The sequence below is a fragment of the Rhodoligotrophos appendicifer genome (genome assembly GCF_007474605.1).
GTDB classification, from domain to species: Bacteria; Pseudomonadota; Alphaproteobacteria; order Rhizobiales; family Im1; genus Rhodoligotrophos; species Rhodoligotrophos appendicifer.
On the sequence record NZ_VHKL01000006.1, the window covers coordinates 165,161 to 183,910 of the forward strand.

General features: G+C 62.2%; 18 protein-coding genes and 1 riboswitch. Of the genes, 3 read left to right on the plus strand and 15 right to left on the minus strand.

Features of this window, described 5'->3' with window-relative positions:
- Positions 1-113: 113 nt before the first annotated feature.
- Complete coding sequence (gene zwf / locus FKM97_RS14840) at positions 114-1,580, plus strand: glucose-6-phosphate dehydrogenase (RefSeq protein ID WP_144293209.1); 1,467 nt, start codon at positions 114-116, stop codon at positions 1,578-1,580.
- Positions 1,581-1,669: 89 nt separating this feature from the next.
- On the opposite strand, the gene FKM97_RS14845 is transcribed toward zwf, so the two are convergent.
- The 7 genes from FKM97_RS14845 to FKM97_RS14875 all read right to left on the minus strand — a co-directional run bounded on the left by FKM97_RS14845 (position 1,670) and on the right by FKM97_RS14875 (position 9,111).
- Positions 1,670-2,644, minus strand: a complete 975-nt coding sequence (locus FKM97_RS14845; RefSeq protein ID WP_144293210.1) for a DUF6925 family protein — start codon at positions 2,642-2,644, stop codon at positions 1,670-1,672.
- A gap of 11 nt (positions 2,645-2,655) precedes the next feature.
- Positions 2,656-3,438: an ABC transporter ATP-binding protein gene (locus FKM97_RS14850; RefSeq protein WP_144293211.1), complete on the minus strand. Its 783-nt coding sequence runs from the start codon at positions 3,436-3,438 to the stop codon at positions 2,656-2,658.
- Positions 3,435-4,445, minus strand: a complete 1,011-nt coding sequence (locus tag FKM97_RS14855; protein ID WP_246105098.1) for a FecCD family ABC transporter permease — start codon at positions 4,443-4,445, stop codon at positions 3,435-3,437. The genes FKM97_RS14850 and FKM97_RS14855 overlap by 4 nt, the downstream gene beginning before the upstream one ends.
- 8 nt (positions 4,446-4,453) lie before the next feature.
- A complete protein-coding gene (locus FKM97_RS14860) occupies positions 4,454-5,203 on the minus strand; it encodes an ABC transporter substrate-binding protein (RefSeq protein WP_205015041.1) in 750 nt (249 codons plus the stop codon).
- An 89-nt stretch (positions 5,204-5,292) separates the two neighbouring features.
- On the minus strand, positions 5,293-7,308 hold the full coding sequence (locus FKM97_RS14865; protein WP_144293214.1) for a TonB-dependent receptor plug domain-containing protein: 2,016 nt from the start codon (positions 7,306-7,308) through the stop codon (positions 5,293-5,295).
- A 113-nt stretch (positions 7,309-7,421) separates the two neighbouring features.
- Positions 7,422-7,619: riboswitch (cobalamin riboswitch) on the minus strand.
- Between the two features lie 23 nt (positions 7,620-7,642).
- Positions 7,643-8,596 (minus strand): alpha/beta hydrolase, encoded by a 954-nt coding sequence (locus FKM97_RS14870; protein ID WP_144293215.1) that lies wholly within the window; start codon positions 8,594-8,596, stop codon positions 7,643-7,645.
- Positions 8,593-9,111: a GlcG/HbpS family heme-binding protein gene (locus FKM97_RS14875; protein WP_246105099.1), complete on the minus strand. Its 519-nt coding sequence runs from the start codon at positions 9,109-9,111 to the stop codon at positions 8,593-8,595. Before FKM97_RS14875 ends, FKM97_RS14870 begins: the two co-directional genes overlap by 4 nt.
- A gap of 96 nt (positions 9,112-9,207) precedes the next feature.
- Here FKM97_RS14875 and FKM97_RS14880 point away from each other — a divergent pair, with 96 nt between their 5' ends.
- Both FKM97_RS14880 and FKM97_RS14885 read left to right on the plus strand, forming a co-directional pair.
- Complete coding sequence (locus tag FKM97_RS14880) at positions 9,208-10,161, plus strand: polysaccharide deacetylase family protein (RefSeq protein ID WP_205015043.1); 954 nt, start codon at positions 9,208-9,210, stop codon at positions 10,159-10,161.
- A gap of 125 nt (positions 10,162-10,286) precedes the next feature.
- Positions 10,287-11,087 carry a class I SAM-dependent methyltransferase gene (locus tag FKM97_RS14885; RefSeq protein ID WP_144293216.1) on the plus strand — a complete coding sequence of 267 codons (801 nt, stop codon included), beginning with the start codon at positions 10,287-10,289 and terminating at the stop codon, positions 11,085-11,087.
- A gap of 83 nt (positions 11,088-11,170) precedes the next feature.
- Here FKM97_RS14885 and FKM97_RS14890 read toward each other — a convergent pair whose 3' ends face one another.
- The 8 genes from FKM97_RS14890 to FKM97_RS14925 form a co-directional block, all read right to left on the minus strand.
- Positions 11,171-12,322, minus strand: coding sequence for an acetyl-CoA acetyltransferase (locus tag FKM97_RS14890; RefSeq protein ID WP_144293217.1), 1,152 nt, complete (start codon positions 12,320-12,322; stop codon positions 11,171-11,173).
- 10 nt (positions 12,323-12,332) lie between these two features.
- Positions 12,333-12,734, minus strand: a complete 402-nt coding sequence (locus FKM97_RS14895; RefSeq protein ID WP_144293218.1) for a Zn-ribbon domain-containing OB-fold protein — start codon at positions 12,732-12,734, stop codon at positions 12,333-12,335.
- Between the two features lie 31 nt (positions 12,735-12,765).
- Positions 12,766-14,340, minus strand: coding sequence for a class I adenylate-forming enzyme family protein (locus FKM97_RS14900; protein ID WP_144293219.1), 1,575 nt, complete (start codon positions 14,338-14,340; stop codon positions 12,766-12,768).
- Between the two features lie 27 nt (positions 14,341-14,367).
- On the minus strand, positions 14,368-15,486 hold the full coding sequence (locus tag FKM97_RS14905) for an LLM class flavin-dependent oxidoreductase (protein WP_144293220.1): 1,119 nt from the start codon (positions 15,484-15,486) through the stop codon (positions 14,368-14,370).
- A gap of 14 nt (positions 15,487-15,500) precedes the next feature.
- On the minus strand, positions 15,501-15,845 hold the full coding sequence (locus FKM97_RS14910; RefSeq protein WP_170240926.1) for a RidA family protein: 345 nt from the start codon (positions 15,843-15,845) through the stop codon (positions 15,501-15,503).
- Between the two features lie 174 nt (positions 15,846-16,019).
- Positions 16,020-16,685, minus strand: coding sequence for a TetR family transcriptional regulator C-terminal domain-containing protein (locus tag FKM97_RS14915; protein ID WP_170240927.1), 666 nt, complete (start codon positions 16,683-16,685; stop codon positions 16,020-16,022).
- Between the two features lie 25 nt (positions 16,686-16,710).
- The gene (locus FKM97_RS14920; protein WP_144293223.1) at positions 16,711-18,114 is read right to left on the minus strand and encodes an amidase; all 1,404 of its coding nucleotides are present in this window, start codon (positions 18,112-18,114) and stop codon (positions 16,711-16,713) included.
- Positions 18,115-18,117: 3 nt separating this feature from the next.
- On the minus strand, positions 18,118-18,732 hold the full coding sequence (locus FKM97_RS14925) for a glutathione S-transferase N-terminal domain-containing protein (RefSeq protein WP_144293224.1): 615 nt from the start codon (positions 18,730-18,732) through the stop codon (positions 18,118-18,120).
- Between the last annotated feature and the right edge of the window lie 18 nt (positions 18,733-18,750).

Genomic DNA, 18,750 nt, shown 5'->3' on the forward strand with positions numbered 1-18,750 from the left:
TCCGGCATCAGCCGCGGGTGGCGCTGCCAAAGCCTTAGGCATGAGCATGATTTGCGCTTGACCGAGGCCGGCGGCAGCCTCCAGATCCTGGGAACGCGATAAGAGGGGACGCAATGGCGCGCAAGATCATACCCGGAGTTGGCCCGCAGCATCCGCAGGTGATCGTCCTTTTCGGCGCCACCGGCGACCTGTCGCGCCGCAAGCTGCTGCCGGGCCTCTTTCATCTCGTGAGTTTTGGTTTCATTCCGGGCTGCCGCATCATTGGCGTCTCCCTGGACGACATGGATGCCGAAGGTTTCCGGGCCTTTGCCCGCCAGGCCCTGAAGGAATTCTCGAGCCGCAAGGTGAACGAGGAGGTCTGGGCCGAGTTCTCGGCGATGTTGAACTATGTGTCGCTTTCAGCGGGTGCTGCAGCGCTCCGAGCGGCGGTCCTGACCGCCGGGGAAGAGCTGGGCACGGAGAGCCGTCGCCTCCATTATCTCAGCGTGCCACCCAGTGCCGCCCTGCCCGCCGTGCACATGCTCGCCGAGGCCGGTTTGGTCGAGGGCTCCCACATCGTCATGGAGAAGCCCTTCGGCACGGATCTCAAAAGCGCCAGGAGCCTGAACGCGCGTCTCCACGAAGTCTTCGACGAGCGGCAGATCTTCCGCATCGACCACTTCCTGGGCAAGGAGCCGGCCCAGAACATTCTGGCGTTCCGGTTTGCCAACGGCCTGTTCGAGCCGATCTGGAATCGCAACTTCATCGACCACGTCCAAATCGATGTTCCCGAGACCCTGGAACTCGGCAAGCGCGCCGGCTTCTACGAGCAGACCGGCGCCTTTCGCGACATGGTGGTCACTCACCTCTTCCAGATCCTCGGTTTCATGGCCATGGAGCCGCCCACGTCTCTGGAGCCCGCCCCCATCAGCGAGGAGAAGAACAAGGTCTTCCGCAGCATGCTTCCGATTGACCCCCGCAATGTCGTGCGGGGCCAATATGCCGGCTACCGCTCCGAAGCGGGCGTGGACCCCGAGTCGGATACCGAGACCTTCATCGCTCTGAAGTGCCTGATCGACAACTGGCGCTGGGCAGGCGTGCCCTTCTACCTGCGCACGGGTAAGCGTCTCGCCGAGGGGCAGCGCATCATCTCCATTGCCTTTCGCGAGCCACCCAAGAGCATGTTTCCGGCGGGGTCCGGAGTGAGCTCGCAAGGACCGGACCACCTGACCTTCGACCTTGCCGATGCCTCGAAGATGTCGCTTTCCTTTTACGGCAAGCGGCCCGGTCCCGGCATGCGTCTCGATAAGCTGAGCCTGCAATTCGCCATGACGGACACCGGCCTCGTGGGTGACGTTCTCGAAGCCTATGAGCGGCTCATCCTGGATGCCATGCGCGGTGACCACACCCTCTTCACGACGGCCGAGGGCATTGAGCGGCTCTGGGAGGTCTCGACGCCGCTCCTGGAGAATCCCCCGCCTGTGCGCATCTATCAGCCGGGTGATTGGGGTCCGCGATCGATCCACCAGCTGATCGCACCCCATGTTTGGCGCCTGCCCTTCGAGCGGGTCTGGCGCGATGCCGCCCCTGCCCCGGCCTGACCTGCTTTCAGATTCCCTAAGCGTGAGCGCTCCATCCGCGAGTGTCGTTCCGGCCGTCATGGCGGAGGTACAAGAATTCTATCAACCCTCTAGACCGTCGGGGCTTCGAACTGAGCGGTCCAGCGGCGCAGGATCTCGCAGTCCGCAGGAGATTCATATCTCAGTTGGCGCAGCGTACAGCGCAATGTCGCACGCGCGTGGCGGCCCTTTACGGATCCGAGATATTCAGGCCCGGCCCCGCTCCATACCAGTTCCTCGATTTCGGTTTTGAGCGCGACGAGCGATGGATCTCCATAGGCGCGCAGGATGTCCTGAAAGGCCTCATGCGCTCTCGCATCGAACGGTGTGCCGCCGCCCGTCAAATCCTTCAAAGGATGTGGTGGGTAGAGATGAGCACACGGAACAAAGCCTTCGGGAACGGGGTCGTTCGCGCTGTGAGTGCGTCCTTGCTTCAGAAGCTGCGGCAGGACATGGGTATGGGGCCCTTCAGGGCTCCGCTCATGAGTGTCCGGCACGGCTTGCATGACCTCCGCTCGGCCTGCTCGGGTGATGAACACGCGGGCCGGCGACAAGGCTGGCATATCGCGCATCAGCGTGCTTTCAGCTCCGAAGATTGACCGACCTTGCTCAGCGCGCAGCCTCGCTTGAACGGACGGATCCGCGGACCGGACACAGACATCGACTGTCGCTGTACCCAGGCCGATATCGAACAAGACGGCGTCCTGATCCTCGGCTCGGATGGCTTGGCGGTCGACGCCGAGTTCGGTGACGACCTGCCGCCCGTTCATGAGCGCGCGATCCTGCGGCACGCACAGTGCTACGGCGTGGTTCCAGCCGGCTGGGTCCTTGGCAGGCAGCTCATAGGCAAAGAGCTTGAGCCCGGCCGTCCGATCGATACGGATCGCTCCCCGGGCTGTGGCCACTGAGTCCCCCTGGGGCCCGATTTCCACCGCCTCCGCTTCATCGCGGATGAACTCCGCGATCGCACCGAACGTGCCCATGCTCCATCCCGTCCGCGGGTTCGAGAGCATGATCTGAAGAAAATGCGCATCGCTGTCAGTCATGGGAAGCTCCTCTAAGGTCTTGTGCTTCGTCGCCACGGCACGACGAAGCGCTCGTTATGCGCGTGTCCGATGAGCGGAATGACCGAATAAACCTGACGCAAACTGGCTTCCGTGAGGACCTCGTCAGGCGGGCCGTCGGCCACCAGCCGCCCTTCTTGCATGAGCAGAATCCTTCTGCAGAAGCGTGCCGCGAGCGTCAGGTCGTGAAGCACCACGAGGACACCGGCACCGCGTTTGGCCGTGTCCTCCAGAAGCTCCATGACCTGCAGCTGGTGATAGGGATCGAGCCCCGCGGTCGGCTCGTCGGCCAGCACCACCTCGCCCTCGACGGCAAGGGCGCGCGCCAGCAGCACCCGCATCCGTTCCCCGCCGGACAGGCTGCGCAGCGGACGCGTCGAAAGCGCCGTGACCTCCGTTATCGCCAGGGCCGAGGTGATTGCTGCTGCGTCCCTCGTGGCATCAAGGGGGCCGAGCAGCCCGCGATGGGGCAGGCGTCCCAGGGCAACGACTTGGCGTACGCTCAAGGCCCATTCGACAGGTGCCGATTGTGCAAGATAGGCGAGGCGCCGCGACAATTCTTGCCGTCCTTGCACCGACCTTGTGCGGCCATCATAGGTCACAGTCCCCTTCTCAGGCGAGCGGAGCCCGGCCAGGACCGAGAGAAGGCTCGATTTTCCAGCCCCATTGGGGCCGATTAGGCCGATCATTTCCCCCGGTCCCATGGACAGGTTGATCCCGTCCAACACGCGCCTGCCCTTGAGCGTGAGGCTCAAATCATTGGCCTGTAGTCTCATGGGTGCTCCCCGCGCAGCCGCCAGATGAGCGCAAACAGGAACGGCGCGCCGACGAGGGCCGTCACCACTCCCAGCTTTAGCTCCGGCTGGCTTGGCACCAGTCGCACAACGATATCGGCCAGGCTCGTCAGGATCGCCCCGGCCAGACCGCTCGCCAGCAACAGTCGCCGCGACTCGTGGCCGACCCAGGGCCGCATGAGATGCGGCACGACCAGCCCGATGAAGCCGATTGCTCCGCTGACCGCCACGGCGCTCCCGACGCAGAGTGCCGTGCCGCCGACCACCGCGGCCCGCAGCCAGGGCAGATGAAAGCCGAGACTTGTCGCTGTGTCCTCGCCGAGGCTGAGCGCATCGAGCCCCCTGCCGGTCCAGAACAGCAGCGCCCATCCCACCAGCATGAACGGCAAGGCGAGCGCGACATGCTCGAGGCTCCGGTCGGCGAGCGAGCCCATCAGCCAGAACATGATTTCCATGGCCGCATAAGGGCTGGGGGACAGATTGAGCGCCAGAGCGATCAACGCGCCCCCAAGGCTGTTGATGGCAATGCCCGCCAGGATGAGTGTCGTGGTGCCCGCTCCCCGTCCTGCGAGCGCAAACAGCATGGCGCCTGCAGCGAGTGCCGTGAGGATCCCGCCCACGGGAACCATCAGCGACAGATTGGCGGCAAAGCCGAAATAGAAGATGATCACGGCACCGAGAGCGGCTGCTCCCGAAACCCCGATGATGCCCGGCTCCGCGAGAGGATTGCGCAGGAATCCCTGCATTACGGCACCCGCGAGGCCAAGCGTGAAGCCGACCAGGAGACCCAGCACTGCGCGTGGCAGCCGCAGTTCCACAAGCACGATGGCAGTGAGGCTGTTTCGATTGGCACTCCAATCCTCCACAGCTTGAGCCACGTCCAACGGGGCATAACCGACTTCGAGCGACAGGCAGAACACGGCGAATGCGCCCAGTGCGAGCCCACCGATCACCAGCGCATAAGGCAGCTCCCGGCGCCGTTGCGTCATGGCCGCCATCATCGCCGGCGGTCTGACTGAACCTGCCGGGCGGCAGTGGCCAGCAGGGTCACCGCCTCTACCATTTCCGGTCCTGCGCAAGTCCACAGCCTTGTGGGTATGTTCACGACCCGCAACGTGGGTGCAGCCTTCAGAACCGGATGACGCAGGATCTCCAATGCAAGGGCCGGGTCGTGAGCCTCTGCATTCATGATCAAAATATCCGGTTGCATGGAAACGATTTTTTCGAGCGGCACGGCGCCGTACTGCTCGAGATTGTGTTCGGCGGCCAGATTTCGTAGCCCGGCCCTCGCCAGCAGCGCATCGATGAGCGAGCCCTTGCCGGCTGCAAATCCATTGGGCTGATAGACGATGGCGGTAGGCCCGCTCTCCGCGGGGGGTTTGAGGGCATTGAGGCGATCAGTCATTTGGGCGATCACCTGCTCCGCTCGCGCGCCCTGCCCCAAAACATGACCAAGCCTTCGGATCTGAGCTTCCGTTTCGGCAAAACTGCTTGGTACGTCGAGCTCCATCACAGCGATACCGCTCCGGTGAAGCTGGGCAACAGTCGTGCGGGTCGTATATCTCCCCGCGACCACGAGATCGGGCCTGAGGGCGATGACCTCTTCTGCCAGCCCCCGATTGGCAGGAAAGAGCGCCGCCGGCGCCGCCAGATTGGCACTGGCCGGATCCTGAGCCAGGCTGGTCACGGAGACGATCTGCCGGGGGTCCGCGATCCGCAGCACCAGTTCGTCAGCACACATGTTCATTGAGACGACCCGTTGCGGAGCCGCAGCGGCGCTCGATGCAAGGCAGATAAGAGCAAGCCCCGCCAACAGCTTTTGAATTGATGTTCCCATCAGAAGGTAAGCCTGACGCCGGCATATCCGCCAAAACCCAACGTGCCGTAACCCCAAACCTCATAGTATTTCTGGTCGAGAATATTCTCGAGACGGCCATAGAACTGCAGATTGTCGTTGATTTTGTAGGAACCCGCGATATTTACTAATGTATAATCCTTGAGATTTATGGTGTAACGCTCGCTGTAGTCAGCGTTATAGACCCAATCCTTCTGTTCACCATTGTAGTCAACGCCAATATTAAGCTGCGCCTTGTTGTCCAGGAACACATAATTGACGTCGAGACTGGCGATGTTTTTTGGCCGCCGCACCAATGTGTCGCCATTGGCATCCTCACCATCCGTATAGGTGTAAGACGCCCGCACCGTGAGGTTTGCCATCGGCGTGACACTGACTCCGAGCTCGACGCCATCAATCTTCGACGTGCCCGGCAGATTGATGGAGGTCTGGCCGGATCCCGTAATCAGGTCAGTGATCCGCTGGTTGAAATAGGTGAAGTCGAGTGTCCCCCAGCCGAACAGAGGCTGATCGAAGCCGGCATCCCATCCCTCGGCGGCCTCCGGCTTCAGGTCCGGATTACCGCGGTAATTGTTGGTGAACCCGTAGAGTTCGAACAGGGTCGGATTCTTGACGCCCGTTCCATACGAGCCTCGGAGCTTCGTGCCTGATGGTGCGATGACATAGGCTGCCGTCGCTCGATACGTCGTCGCATCCTTGAAGACGTCATTGTCGTCATGCCGGACACTGCCGGTAATCGACAGATCCTTGAAGAAACGCGCTTGATACTGTCCCACGAAGCCGGTTGTACCGATCGTCTCGTCGAAACTCGACCAGATGCTTTTGGAGATCGCTCTGTCCTCGTCACGCTCGACGGCAAACGTCAGCGTATGGCTCGCATCCAGGAGTGAAGGCGTGGTGAAGAAGAGGTTGGACTGGTAATCGAGCCGGCTGCGCTCGCCGTCATAGCTGCTGGTCACCATCCGCGGATCAAGATCGCGATAGGCCCGGTTCTGATCCGTATAGGCGAACCCGGCGATCTGTTCCCAATGACCGTCGAGGAGTACAAGTCGCGCCTGGGCGCGCGTGAAGAATTGCTCGCCCTTCACGTCCTGGAGCGAATCGACCGGTCCCGTATGGCCGTATTTTGGATAGAACATCTCCGAATCGAGATCGGTCCTGTTGGCCGTATAGCGGACCACGGCGGAGAGATCCAAAGTGTCGGTTAAACTGTAGCCGCCCTTGGCGAAGACAGTAGCGTTGCTGTAGCTGTCCTTCTCCGTGTTGCCGAGCCGAGTGCTCGCCGCGGAAATGCCCTCGGTCTGAAATCCTGATGCACTGGCGATGAACCTGTATCGGTCGGTGCCGCCGCTCACCGAGGCGTTGCCGTCGATGGTGCCGAACGCGCCGCCTTCGACCCGCGCCGCTGTCCGCACCTGACCCTCGCCACGCCGGATGATGATGTTGATGACGCCGCCCACGGCGTCCGAGCCATAAAGCGCACTTTGCGGCCCGCGCAGCACTTCGATGCGCTCGATGTCGTCGGCGAGCAGCTGCGCGAAGTCGAATTCGGATCCGGCTGCGGGGTCGTTCACCTCGACACCGTCGATGAAGACCTTGGTCTGGTTGCCCTCCGAGCCTCTGATCCGCACCTGGGTGAACTGCCCCACCGGCCCGGTCCGATTGACGGCGACCCCTGGGACTTGCCGCAATGCTTCGGACACGAATTTGATCTGCTGCTCGCGAATCTCCTCACCGGTGATGATGGTGACGGCGCTCCCGACCTGTGAAAGGGGCGTCTCCACGAGATTGGCTGTCACCGAGATCTCGGGCAGGTCGACATTGCCTCCAGAGGTGAGATCGGCATCCTGCGCCTTGGCGCTGGCGATCCCGGCGAGCAACGCGGTGAGCACCACGCACACGGAGGTCCGGATGGGGACGACAGTGTTGGGTATGGGGCAGGAAGGAGTTGAAAGGCACTCCGGTGCGGAGTCCTTGCGGACGATGAGCAGGAACATGAAACCTCGAGCGGCACGCGGCCTTGTGGCACGTCACCGCGATCGAGATATCGCCGCTTCCGGATGGAGAACGGCAGACCTACCCACCGAGACACCCCGCCCGATGTGATCGCGTGTGACCACGGTTGACGGCAGGTCTCCTGACTTGCGGGTCGTTGTCGTTCCGTCGCCTTCCCAGAGCTTTTGGCTCCAGTGGCCTATGACGGACAACTCGCCGCTTACAGTTGCGGGGGCAGTCCCGGCGTTGGGGCAAGCCCCGCACCGTGTTCCCTATTGAGCCTCAAAGAGGCACCGTCACAGGCGACAATGTTCGGCCGCTCTCGCTGAGTCAATCCTAGATCTTCATGAGGTTGAACAAGGCGCGGCTGACCTGGGTGTCGGGTCTGTCGAGCTGCCTGGGTTCGGTGAAGTGGTTGGCGGTAAAGACTTCCGTTCGGCTCTCCAGCCGCCCCATGCCCTCAAGCGCACTCGCAAACGTCATCGATTGCCGGCGAAATTCGGGGCTCTCCGAGACGGCCCATGTCACCGCAACGGGACAGGCGATTCGATCGAGATGACGCATGGCACTTGCGGCCGCCTGCTCGGCCGGGGTGATGTTGACATATCGGCCGCGCGACGACAGCATAGCGGGATAGAGATCATACATCCCGCTCATCACCAGAGCGCCTTTGACCGTATCCGCAGGCAGCCCGCGCTTTTCCCAGTCAGTGATCAGCACGCAGCTGGTGAGATGCGCACCCGATGAGTGGCCCGCAATATAGATACGATCAGGGTCGCCGCCGAAGCTCCCGGCATTGCGAGCGGTCCAGGCGACCGCTTCCCGGCACTGTTCGATCATTACCGGCAACCGGACGTCTTTCACCGTGTTGAAGTCCGGCGCCAAAAAGGCCGCCCCGCGTCCGACCACGGTGGGGGCGGGAAAGGACGCATCGAGCCGCGAGTTGAACAGCCACGCGCCCCCGTGGAAATAGACGAGTATCGGCGCGCCCTTCGCGGTGGCGGGTGTGAAGATGTCGATCAACTCGATCTCGGCGGGACCATAATGCTCGGTGCGCGGCGGCATCCGCGAGCGCACCTCCGCACTGACCCGTCGGTCGTCAAGCTGCAGCTCGTTGAGCGTCGGCGCCCAATAAGACTGGTCATAGGCCTCATCCAGCTGTGTCTGGTCGTAATCCAGGAAGACGGTGGACCGCTGAGCGAATGCCGACGGAGCCCCGCCGAAGCTTACCGCTCCACTCAACGCGGCAACGCCGGAGAGAAATTGCCGGCGATGCATCACCACCGTCATTTCAACAGCTCCGCGGCTTTGTCGAGGCCAGCCTGCGCGCAGGCTTCATCCTTCTCCCCGCCCGGCGAGCCGGAGACGGCAACGCCGCCGATCGTATCGCCATCGACGAGGATGGGCAGCCCGCCTTGTGCCGGCATGATGTGCTCGAGCAACACCAGCTTGTCGCCGGGATCTGCCCGCACCCGCTTCTCCACGCTGCCGGAGGCTTGCCGGTAGGTGACCGAGGTAAAGGCTCGACGGTAGCTGTTTTCCATGGAATGCGGCGGCGAGCCGTCCCCACGCAGATGCACGAGAAGCTGAGCCTCTCGCCCGACGACCGCCACCGACACCTTGTAGCCTTGTGATTTGCAGTGTTCGCTCGCAGCGGTCGCGATGGCCAGCGCTGCCGACAGCGACAGATCCCGATGGGTGATCAGCTGCGCGCCTGCCGGTGCGGACATCGTGACAAGGCACCCCGTTGCAAGGCACCACATACCAATCCCGAGGGCTGCATGAAGGCGGCGGTTGTAAACCATGAAAATATTCTCCCTGCGGCAGCTATACTGCAACCCATGCTAGTTGTTCAGACGGTTTCGAATATTCCTTAAGAAATTGCCCGAAGGAGCCGAGTCATGCGTCTGTTCGCCTTGCTGGCACTCTGTGCCGCCTGCTTGGTCCTCTCGGCACCGGCTCGCAGCGAGAACTATGAAGACTGGATCACCGGCCTCCCTCGCCGCGACCTCCATGTTCAATCATGGCCGGAGCAGAAGAAGGTTGCTGTCAGCTTCGTGCTCTATGTGGAAGTCTGGGGCCATGATCAAGGGCCGAACTTCCGCTCGGATATGGGGGGCCGCAAACCCGACATTGTAGATGAGGCCTTCCGCCAATACGCCATCAATTGGGGTTTGCCTCGGACGGCTCGACTGTTCCAGGACATGGGCGTTCCTCTGAGCCTGGCGCTCAACGCCCAGTTTCCCCTGCAACAGCCGGGCGTTTGGAAGAAACTGCGCTCCGCCGTGCCCCACGCGCCGATCGTCGCCCACGGCATGAACAACTCGACCGACTTGCTCCCTTTGTCACAGGGTCCGGAGGCCCAGCGCGCCTATATCAGACAGACCCTCGACCTCATCGAGATGGAGACAGGCATCCGCAGCATCGGCTGGTCCAGTCCGAGCGTCTATCCCAATGCGGAGACTTTCGCCGCAACCGCAGCCGAAGGGATCCGCTATTCGCTCGATGGAATGGACTCCGATATTCTCTCGACGCTGGAAACGAAGCCCACGTCTCTCTTGCTGATCCCCTACCCGCCCACCGTGGTGGATATGGGCCAGTATCTCTCCCGTTTTAAGGAGGCCGCCGATCTGGAGCGCTTGTGGATCGATTATGTCGGCGAATTGGTCCGCGAGGCCAAGGCCGATCCCACCCGCGAGGCGACCGTCGTAGCGATCGGCATCCATCCTTTCGTGGTGGGCACCCCGGCAGGTGCAGCGGCCCTGCGCCGTGTCCTGCAGGCCTTCCAGAAGGAGGATCTGGTTTGGCTCACCGATGTGGAAGCCATCCTGCGGGCATCCCCGTCCCAGCCATGATCGTGCGGACTGGCAAAGGTGATCCCTGACCCAATCGTTCGCCGCCTGGAGCTGACGGGCGCATAAGCCAAAATTAAGCTCAGGTCGAAACACCCCTTTGTACAATCGACTGTTGTGATATCGGCATGCCGGCGCTGCTTTGGCAGCGTCGGATCAAGGGCTGGCAGGGGGCAAGCAACGACATGGTCAATATCCACATTCATCATTTTACCGCCAGCGGTGCAGTCGTCGATGCCGAAGCGATGGAAGTGTTTCAGGCGCAATGGACGATCTATCAGAAGCTTGTCGATAGCGACGTCCTCAGTCACCGCGCTGTCGGCCGCATTTTGCACGATCATTTGGTCGAGCGATTTTCGGCGCCCTTCTCCTTTCTCGATATCGCCTGTGGCGACGCGAGCCTCACGAAGGCGGCGCTGTCCGGCACCCGGGTCAGCCACTATCACGGCATCGACCTCGCGGCACCGGCGATCGATCTTGCAGCGGCCAATCTTGCAAACGAGCCCTATGAGGTCGATCTCGACCATCGGGACTTCGTCGAAGCCATGGCCGATCGCCCCGCCCATGCCGATGCTGCGTGGTGCGGTCTTTCACTTCATCACTTGGTGACCGAGCAAAAGCTCGACCTCCTGCGCGAGATCCGCACTGCGATCGGCGACGGAGGTCTGTTCATGATCTATGAACCCACTCTCGCCTCGGGCGAGACGCGCGAGGACTATCTGGCCCGGACGTATCAGATCATCAATCGCAGATGGGATGGATTGTCGTCCTCTGAACTCCAGCAGATCTGGCAGCATATTCAATCGAACGACCTGCCGGAATCACCCGAATCTTGGCTTCGCCTGGGTCGAGAGGCGGGGTTCTCGAACGCGTCCGAACTGTTTACCGATCCAACCGATCTCTACCGGATGTTCCGCTACGAGGCGTGACGCGCTCTCCGCGACCGGACTTCTCTGCCGCTGCCGAATGGCTCTAAGGCAAGGAATTATCCGGCGTTTTATCGGGGGGACTGTCAGGAGACCGTGGCCGCGGTTCCGAAGATCGTGGTTGCTTGATGGGAGAAATATCCGCCATTCCCGTGCGCCAGGGCAATTTCCGGTGTCCCCGGCACTTGGCGCGCACCGCCTTGTCCTCTGAGCTGAACGCAGGCTTCCAATATGGCAAAGAGGCCGAACATCCCCGGATGCACGAAGGAGAGGCCGCCGCCACCGGTGTTGACGGGCAGCCGGCCCCCGGGGCCGATTGCGCCATCGGCGACGAAAGGCCCGCCCTCGCCCTTCTCGCAGAAGCCGAGATCCTCCAGGAAGAGGATCGGCAAGATGGTGAAGGCGTCATAGAGCTCGGCAACATCGACATCCGAAGGCGAAAGGCCGGCCATCTCGAAGGCACGAGCACCGCTTTCCACAGCTCCCGTCCGCGTCAATTCCGCCATCTGCGAGATGTCCCGGTGGCTGTGGGCCATTCCTGCACCGAGCAGATAGACGGGTGGCTGCTTCAGGTCGCGGGCACGGGCTGCCGAGGTCATCACCAGCGCGCCGCCCCCATCGGAGACGAGACAGCAATCGAGCCGCGACAGGGGATCGCTGACCATCGGCGAAGCGAGCACATCGGCAATGGTGAGGGGATCGCGTAGGGCGGCATCCGGGTTCCCCTGAGCCCACCGGCGCGCGGCGACCGCCACCTCCGCCATCTGGGATCGTGTCGTGCCATAGAGATGCATATGGCGCGCAGCCGCCATCGCATAGGCGCTCACCGGCATCGACGGCGCATAGAGAGCCTGCAGCGGATGCAGGTCGATCAATCCGTAGATGTCCCGTGAGCTGCGGGCATTGCTGCCATAGAGGATGAGAACCGTCTCGCACAGCCCGGCATCGATCGCCAAGGCCGACTGCAGCACATGCGACAAGAATGTCGATCCTCCCACCATGTCGGCATTCGACCATTTGGGGCTGATCCGCAACTGCTCGGCCATGGAGAGGGTGGGAAAGAAGTGATAGAAGGTGCTGGCGCACAGCCCGTCCACATCCTTCAGCGCAAGGCCTGCATCGGCCAAGGCGCGCTCGGCTGCCATGGCCGCAAGTTCGATCGGCGACCAGCCGGGAGAGGAGCCAAGCCCGGCATAGCCCAGGCCGACGATGGCTGTCTTGCCACGCAACGATGTCATCAGCACATTCTCATGTCGGTTCGGGATAGAAGACGACGAGGGGTTGGTTTGTCTCGGGTGCCCATGATGGCGTCTCGATCCGGGCAACCACCGCCATGCCGATCGTGACCGCCTCTGGCGCGATCCCCAGCACCCGCGTCAGCAGTCTCGGGCCCTCCTCCAGCTCTACGATGGCGGTGTTGAAGTCCCCGCCATGTTTCGCAGGCCTGCGGACGGTGGTCGTCGCATAGACCGTGCCACGGCCGGTGACCTCGCTCCATTCCAGGTCATCGCTGGCAATCCCTTCAGTAAAGGCGCGCGGGTAATAGAGATATTCACCCGAGCGCTTCGACCGCTGCAGCTTGAACTGGCCATTCGCAAGATGTTTGAGATAGTGATCGACCGGCCCCGGTTGATCGAAGGGGTGGTTCATCGAAGGGCCCTCACTGCAGTTTTTTGGAGCATTATCCCGGCTCCTCCTCGGCACCGGCGGCCTCGGTCCGAGCGGTCATCGTCTCGATGATGGCGCGCTTCAGGATCTTGCCTGTGGCACCTTTCGGAAGGTCCGCCCAGATCTCGATGTTCTTCGGGATCTTGAAGTTGGCGATCTTGTCCTTGCAGAAGGCTTTGAGGTCCTCGGGATCCACCGACTGCTGAGGCTTGAGCGAGACGACGGCCTCGATGCGATCGCCCCAGACCGGGTCGGGCACGCCGAACACCGACACTTCGTGCACGGCCGCATGCTCCGCCAGCACGTTCTCGATCTCGGTTGGGAACACGTTATATCCGCCCGACTTCATCCTGAACTTGGCGCGATCGGAAAGGTAGACATACCCCTCCTCATCGGCACGGGCCAGATCGCCGGTCCGCATCCAGTCTCCGAGGAACATTTCGGCAGTCTTCTCCGGCGCGTTCCAATAACCCGGAAACGCCACGTCGCTGCGAACGATCAATTCGCCGATCTCGCCCGGCGCGACATCCTGATCATCCTCGTCCACGATGCGCGTATCGACATAGGAGAGCGGCCGCCCGATCGATGCCAGCAGCTCTGGACGGCTCGTCAGGCCCCGCTGATGGTCCGAGGGAAACAACATATTCGTCATGCCCAGCAGCTCTGTCGTTCCATACATCTGTAGGAACGGGCAGCCGAAGGTGCGCATGGCCTCCCTGATGGTGGCCGGTGGCAGGGGTGAGGCGCCGTAGCCGAGCAGCTTCATCGACGAGACATCCGCCTTGCCGATATTGTCGACGGTGAGCAGGGCCGCGAGCATCGTCGGCACCAGCACGCAATTCGTCGCCCGCTCGCGAGTGATCAGCGTGAGCGCCCGCTCGGCGTTCCATGGGCCGACGATGACGCATGTGGCGGCCAGGAAGATGTTGCGCAGCATGTGCATCATCGGCACGCCGGCAGCCGGCATGGCCTGCAGCCAGACGGTGTCGTGCACCAGCCCCTCATTCATCGCGGTATAGAGAATGGTGCGCAGGAACTTGTCATGGGGATAGATCGCGCCTTTCGGCAGGCCCGTCGATCCCGAGGTATAGGCGATCATGACGGTAGCGGCGGGGCTCTGCTCCAGCCTCCCCGTCTTGGGGAAGCGCGCGATCAGATCGTCGTAATCATGCGAGGCAGAATGATTGGCTGCAAAGCCGATCAGCGTGGGCGAGAGCGGCAGCCTGTCTAGATCGGGTTGGATCAGGCTGACGACCCTCTGGTGCTCGCCTGCATAGATCAGAATGCGGGGCTGGCAATCCTTGATGATCGAGGCGATTTCCGCAGCCGCCAGCCTGGCATTGACGCCCACCCGGATCGCGCCGATCTTGGCGCAAGCCAGGAACGTCTCGGCAACCTCGATGCAGTCATTCGACAGGACGGCGACGCGGTCGCCGCTCTGGACTCCGAGCGCACGGAGACCATGGCCGATGGCATCAGTGCGCCGGTCGACCTCTCCCCAAGTCACCCGCCGATCCAGTTCGACGAACGCATCCTTGTTCGGCCAGTGCGCCCCATTGCGGCGCACCAAATCCCCAAACGTCATCATCCCGGCTGCCCCTCGGACTCAAGCGCTCTAAAGCTTCATCGCCGCATCTGCGAATTCCCGTAGCATTGCCATCTCGACCTCCTGGGGGAAATAGCCGACATGGTGCCAGAGGAAGAATTCATCCACATTGTAGAGCTCTTTCATCCGCCCGATATCGTCCTGCACCGCCTGCTTGCTGCCCCCCCAAAGGCGCCCCACCGGAACATTGTAAGGCGGTGCATTATAGGCGTAGTTGAACAGCTCCATGAAGCCCTGCTCGATGTCCTTGGTCTCGGCAGGGTTGCGTCCGAGGGTGAGATGGCCGCCGATCGCCAGCGCGTCATTATTTGTTGACTGACGCCCGACGCGCCCCGCCTCTTTGGCGTATTCCTCCAGCACGATGGGCATGAAGCGCTCGTTCTCGTTCGAGACGAAGGACACCATCTTGCCGCCTTCCCGCGCCCAGAACCGTACCGTCTCCATGCTGTTGCTGAAGGGTGCATAGACCGGCGGATGCGGATCCTGGAATGGCCGTGGCACGATGCCGACCTCCATCAACGTTTTGTCTTCGGCGATCGCATGCGCGCCGAAATCTTCCGTCGGCGCGAAGCGCCACTCGGTGGGGTATGGCACCTTCCAGAACTCGCCGTCGATGCGGGTCGTCGGCTGCGTCCAAAGCTGCTTCACGATCTTCCAGTTTTCATAGAACACCGCGCGATTGCGGGCGTCCGCAGCGGACCGATCGGAATGGGTCGATGTCACGTTGATGTGCTGGCCGAACGTCGCGGTCCATCGGGGCGTGTTGCCGCGCGAAAACCCTGCAAAGACGCGGCCGTCGGTGAAGTGGTCGAGCAAGGCGATGTCTTCGGCGAGCTGGATCGGATTGACCACCGTCAGGTTCATTCCGAGTTGGCCGACGCGCATCTTCTTGGTGTGCTGGGCAACGAAATAATCCCAGAACAAAGGGTTCGTCGTGGGCTCGATGCCTTCGACCTGCATGTGCTGCTCGGTCATGCAGAACCCATCATAGCCGAGCGACTCCGCGTACTGCATCTGCTCGCGAAGCTGGTTCATGAAAATGCGAAACCGCCCCTTGTCCGAGCCGGCCAGTTGCACCCGCTCGCCGCGGCCGATGAGGTAGGGAATGACGAGAATAACGAAGCGCATGGGAAAAACCTCAGCTACTGAACCACTGCGAAAGCATCGATTTCGACGAGGGCATTGGGATCAAACAGCATTTGCACCTGCAGCATCGTCATGGGGGGATAGTGCTTTCCCAAAATCTTGAGCCACGCCTCGCGAATGGCAGGCCCGCCCTCTTTGAAGGCCTGCATGTCGCGGACATAGGCACGCATCATGGCGATATCTTCCGGCTGTCCCCCGGCTGCTGCAACGACCGTGGCGACGTTCTTGAGACAGAGTTCAAACTGCTCGGTGAAGGACAGGCCGGGCTCCACCTCGATGCTGCCGCCCACCGTCGCAAGCTGGCCCGCCACGGTGACGAGCCTGCCCTGTGATGCTGACATGCCCCAAGAGAATCCAGGGGGGCGCTTCCAGCCTTCCGGCTGAATCACGCGAAGATGCGACATTGCGGCCCTCCCTGGCGCCACTTCCGAGGCTCACCAATTATTTGTTGGACGTTCAGCAATTTACACGGCATGGCGCGGAATGCAATCGTCCCTTTCCTTCGATGGGCCAGCTCAGCCTTTGGGCTTTGACAGGGATGAGGGAGATCCGAGAAGGAGGTCGAGCATGCCATGGCAGGCCTTCTCGGCGTTTTCCTTGCTGACGGCGACCGGGTCGGCCACCCACCCGATCCAGAACCCTTCGATCATTTGCGAGAACAGCATCGCAGCCAGATCCGCATCGATCTCCAGGTTTCTGTCGGCAGCTGCCCGCGTCATCAACCCGGCGATGCCGGACCGGTAGCTTCGCCACAATTCACGATAGAGGGCGGCGAGAGGCGGCGACCATTTGGCGCTTCCGGCAAGCGCGGTCCAGACGGCGGCCTTGTCGGGCGTGAAACCGGGCGGCGAGAAACTGGATCTGACGACGGCGTGGAGCCGATCATAGGGATCCCGACCTGCTGCTCGCACGGCTTGTCGCGTTGCCTCCGCGAGCTCGGATGTGAAGACGGAGATGGCCTCCAGGACCAGATCGTCCTTTCCTTTGAAGTAGTGACCGATCAGGCCTCGTGAAAATCCCGCCTCATCGCAGATCATTGCGACGGTCACGGCGGCGTATCCCTTCTCCGCGATCGATCGGATCGCGGCCTCCTGCAACTCGCGGCGCCGTTCGATGGCGATGGCTGAAGGCTTCTCCCGCTGCCTGGGCCGCCTGCGCGTTTCGCTCGGAACGGATGTCATCCGCTGTCTCCCCTTTGGCACCTTGTCAGATCTGTCCGGCAGGAATGTCCGGTGGACTCGCAAACGCTCCCGTGAGCCTCTCATAGGCCCTCGACAGCTGCAGCACACCCACATCATCAAAACGGCGCCCGACGATCTGCATTCCGACGGGAGAGCCGCCAGGCGTGAATCCGCACGGGACCGAACTCGCCGGCTGTTCCGTCAGATTGAACAGAAAACAATTCGCCCATGGCTCGAACAGCGCCTGTGGATCAGGCGCGGGACTGTCGGCTGAATAGGACGGGCGGTGCACGGTGGGCAGGACGAGGAAATCGATATCGTCGAACAGCCGCATCGTCAGTTCACGCATTCTCCGCATAGCAACCATGGCGGTGAACAGCGCGGCGGCACTTTCGCCGGAAATGGTGGCCGTCCACTGGTCGATGACGCTCGCCGCCTTGCGTCGATCATCGGGAAACGTCGAAAACTCGCTATAGCATCGTGTCTTGTAATAGAGCTCGGCCTGAGCAAGATCATCGGCGGTGAATGCGAGCTCCACGGGAACCAGATCGCAGCCGAGCGCCGTGAAACGCTCCGCCGCCGCCAGCGTGAGGGCGACGACGTCTGCATCCGGCTTCAATCCGAAATCAAATCCCGTCAACACCCCGATCCGTTTGGCTCCGACCGGCGCATCGAGCTCTGCGCAGTAATCGATGGGGCTGAACGCGAGGGCGGTGAAGTCGCGCGGATCCGGCCGCGTCACGACATTCATGAGAAGCGCGGCATCCTCGACGCTTCGTGTCAGCGGGCCAGCCGCCAAAGCGGGATCATTGGGCGGATAATAGGGCACCCGACCCTGGCTGGGCTTCAGCCCGAACAGCCCGCAAAACGACGCTGGCAGGCGGATGGAGCCGACGATGTCCGTACCGATGGCCACGGTGTTCAGGCCCGCCGCAACCGCCACCGCGGCTCCTGAACTCGATCCTCCGGGATTGAGGCTCAGTCTCCAGGGATTGCGGGTGATGCCATGCTTCGAGCTGTAACCGGAGGCGAGAATTCCGAAGTCCGGCATGGTCGTCTTTCCCAGCAGGACAACCCCCGCCTCCCGCAGATGCGCGATGGCAGGGGCATCGCTGTCCCATCGTCCCGTTTCGGCCGAATGCGCCAGGGAACCTCGATAGGCGGGCCACCCGATCGCGGGGAGTGCATCCTTGACCGAAGTTGCAACACCATCCAGGGGACTGAGCGGCTGCCCTTCCCGCCAGCGCTGCTCCGACAGCCGCGCCTGACGTAATGCCCCTTCGTGATCGACCAGATAAAACGCGTTGAGAGCGGGATTGAGCGCCTCGATCCGCTGAAGCATGGCGCCGATCACCTCGACGGGCGACAGCGCTCCGCTGGCATAGGCGCGGCCGAGCGCGGCAATGCCCATGGCGTGTACAGCTTGCATTTCCTAGCCACTCGTCGCCGGAGCAGTCCGGGTCGGTGCCGTGGCAACGACGCTTGGCCTCTCGGCATACGCGGCCGACCAGGCCGCCGCCTTGGGATACTGCTCCCGCCACTCCGTCCCATACCGAAAGTCGACATAGCCCATCGCACAGATGGCTGCGATATCATCGGCCAAGAGTGTGGAGTCCTGCGGATCCCTCTCGGCAAGCAGATGGTCGAGCGCTGCCAGCGCATGATCGATGCGGCTTTCGAGCTTGGCGATAAAAGCCGGGCTCTGCTCGTTCTGTGGCCGCCGCACCTCCATCACCCGCAGCAGCACCGATTCCATCAATCCGTCACAGAGCGAGACCCGCGTCATGACTGACCATTTGCGATCATCCGGGAAAAGCGCGGCCCCCTGATGTTGGGTGTCGAGATAGGTCATGATTGTCATGCTGTCGAACAGCGCGGACCCGTCGTCCAGGACCAGGACGGGGATTTGCCGCAGCGGATTGGCCTTCGCCAAAGCCTCCGAACTCGCCAGGACGACGAACTCCTCGCTCAGAGGAATCGACCGCTCGATGGCCGCCATCATCACCTTGCGCCCAAAGGGCGACGTCGCATCGTTCAGCAGGCGCATGTTTTACTACCCTTCATT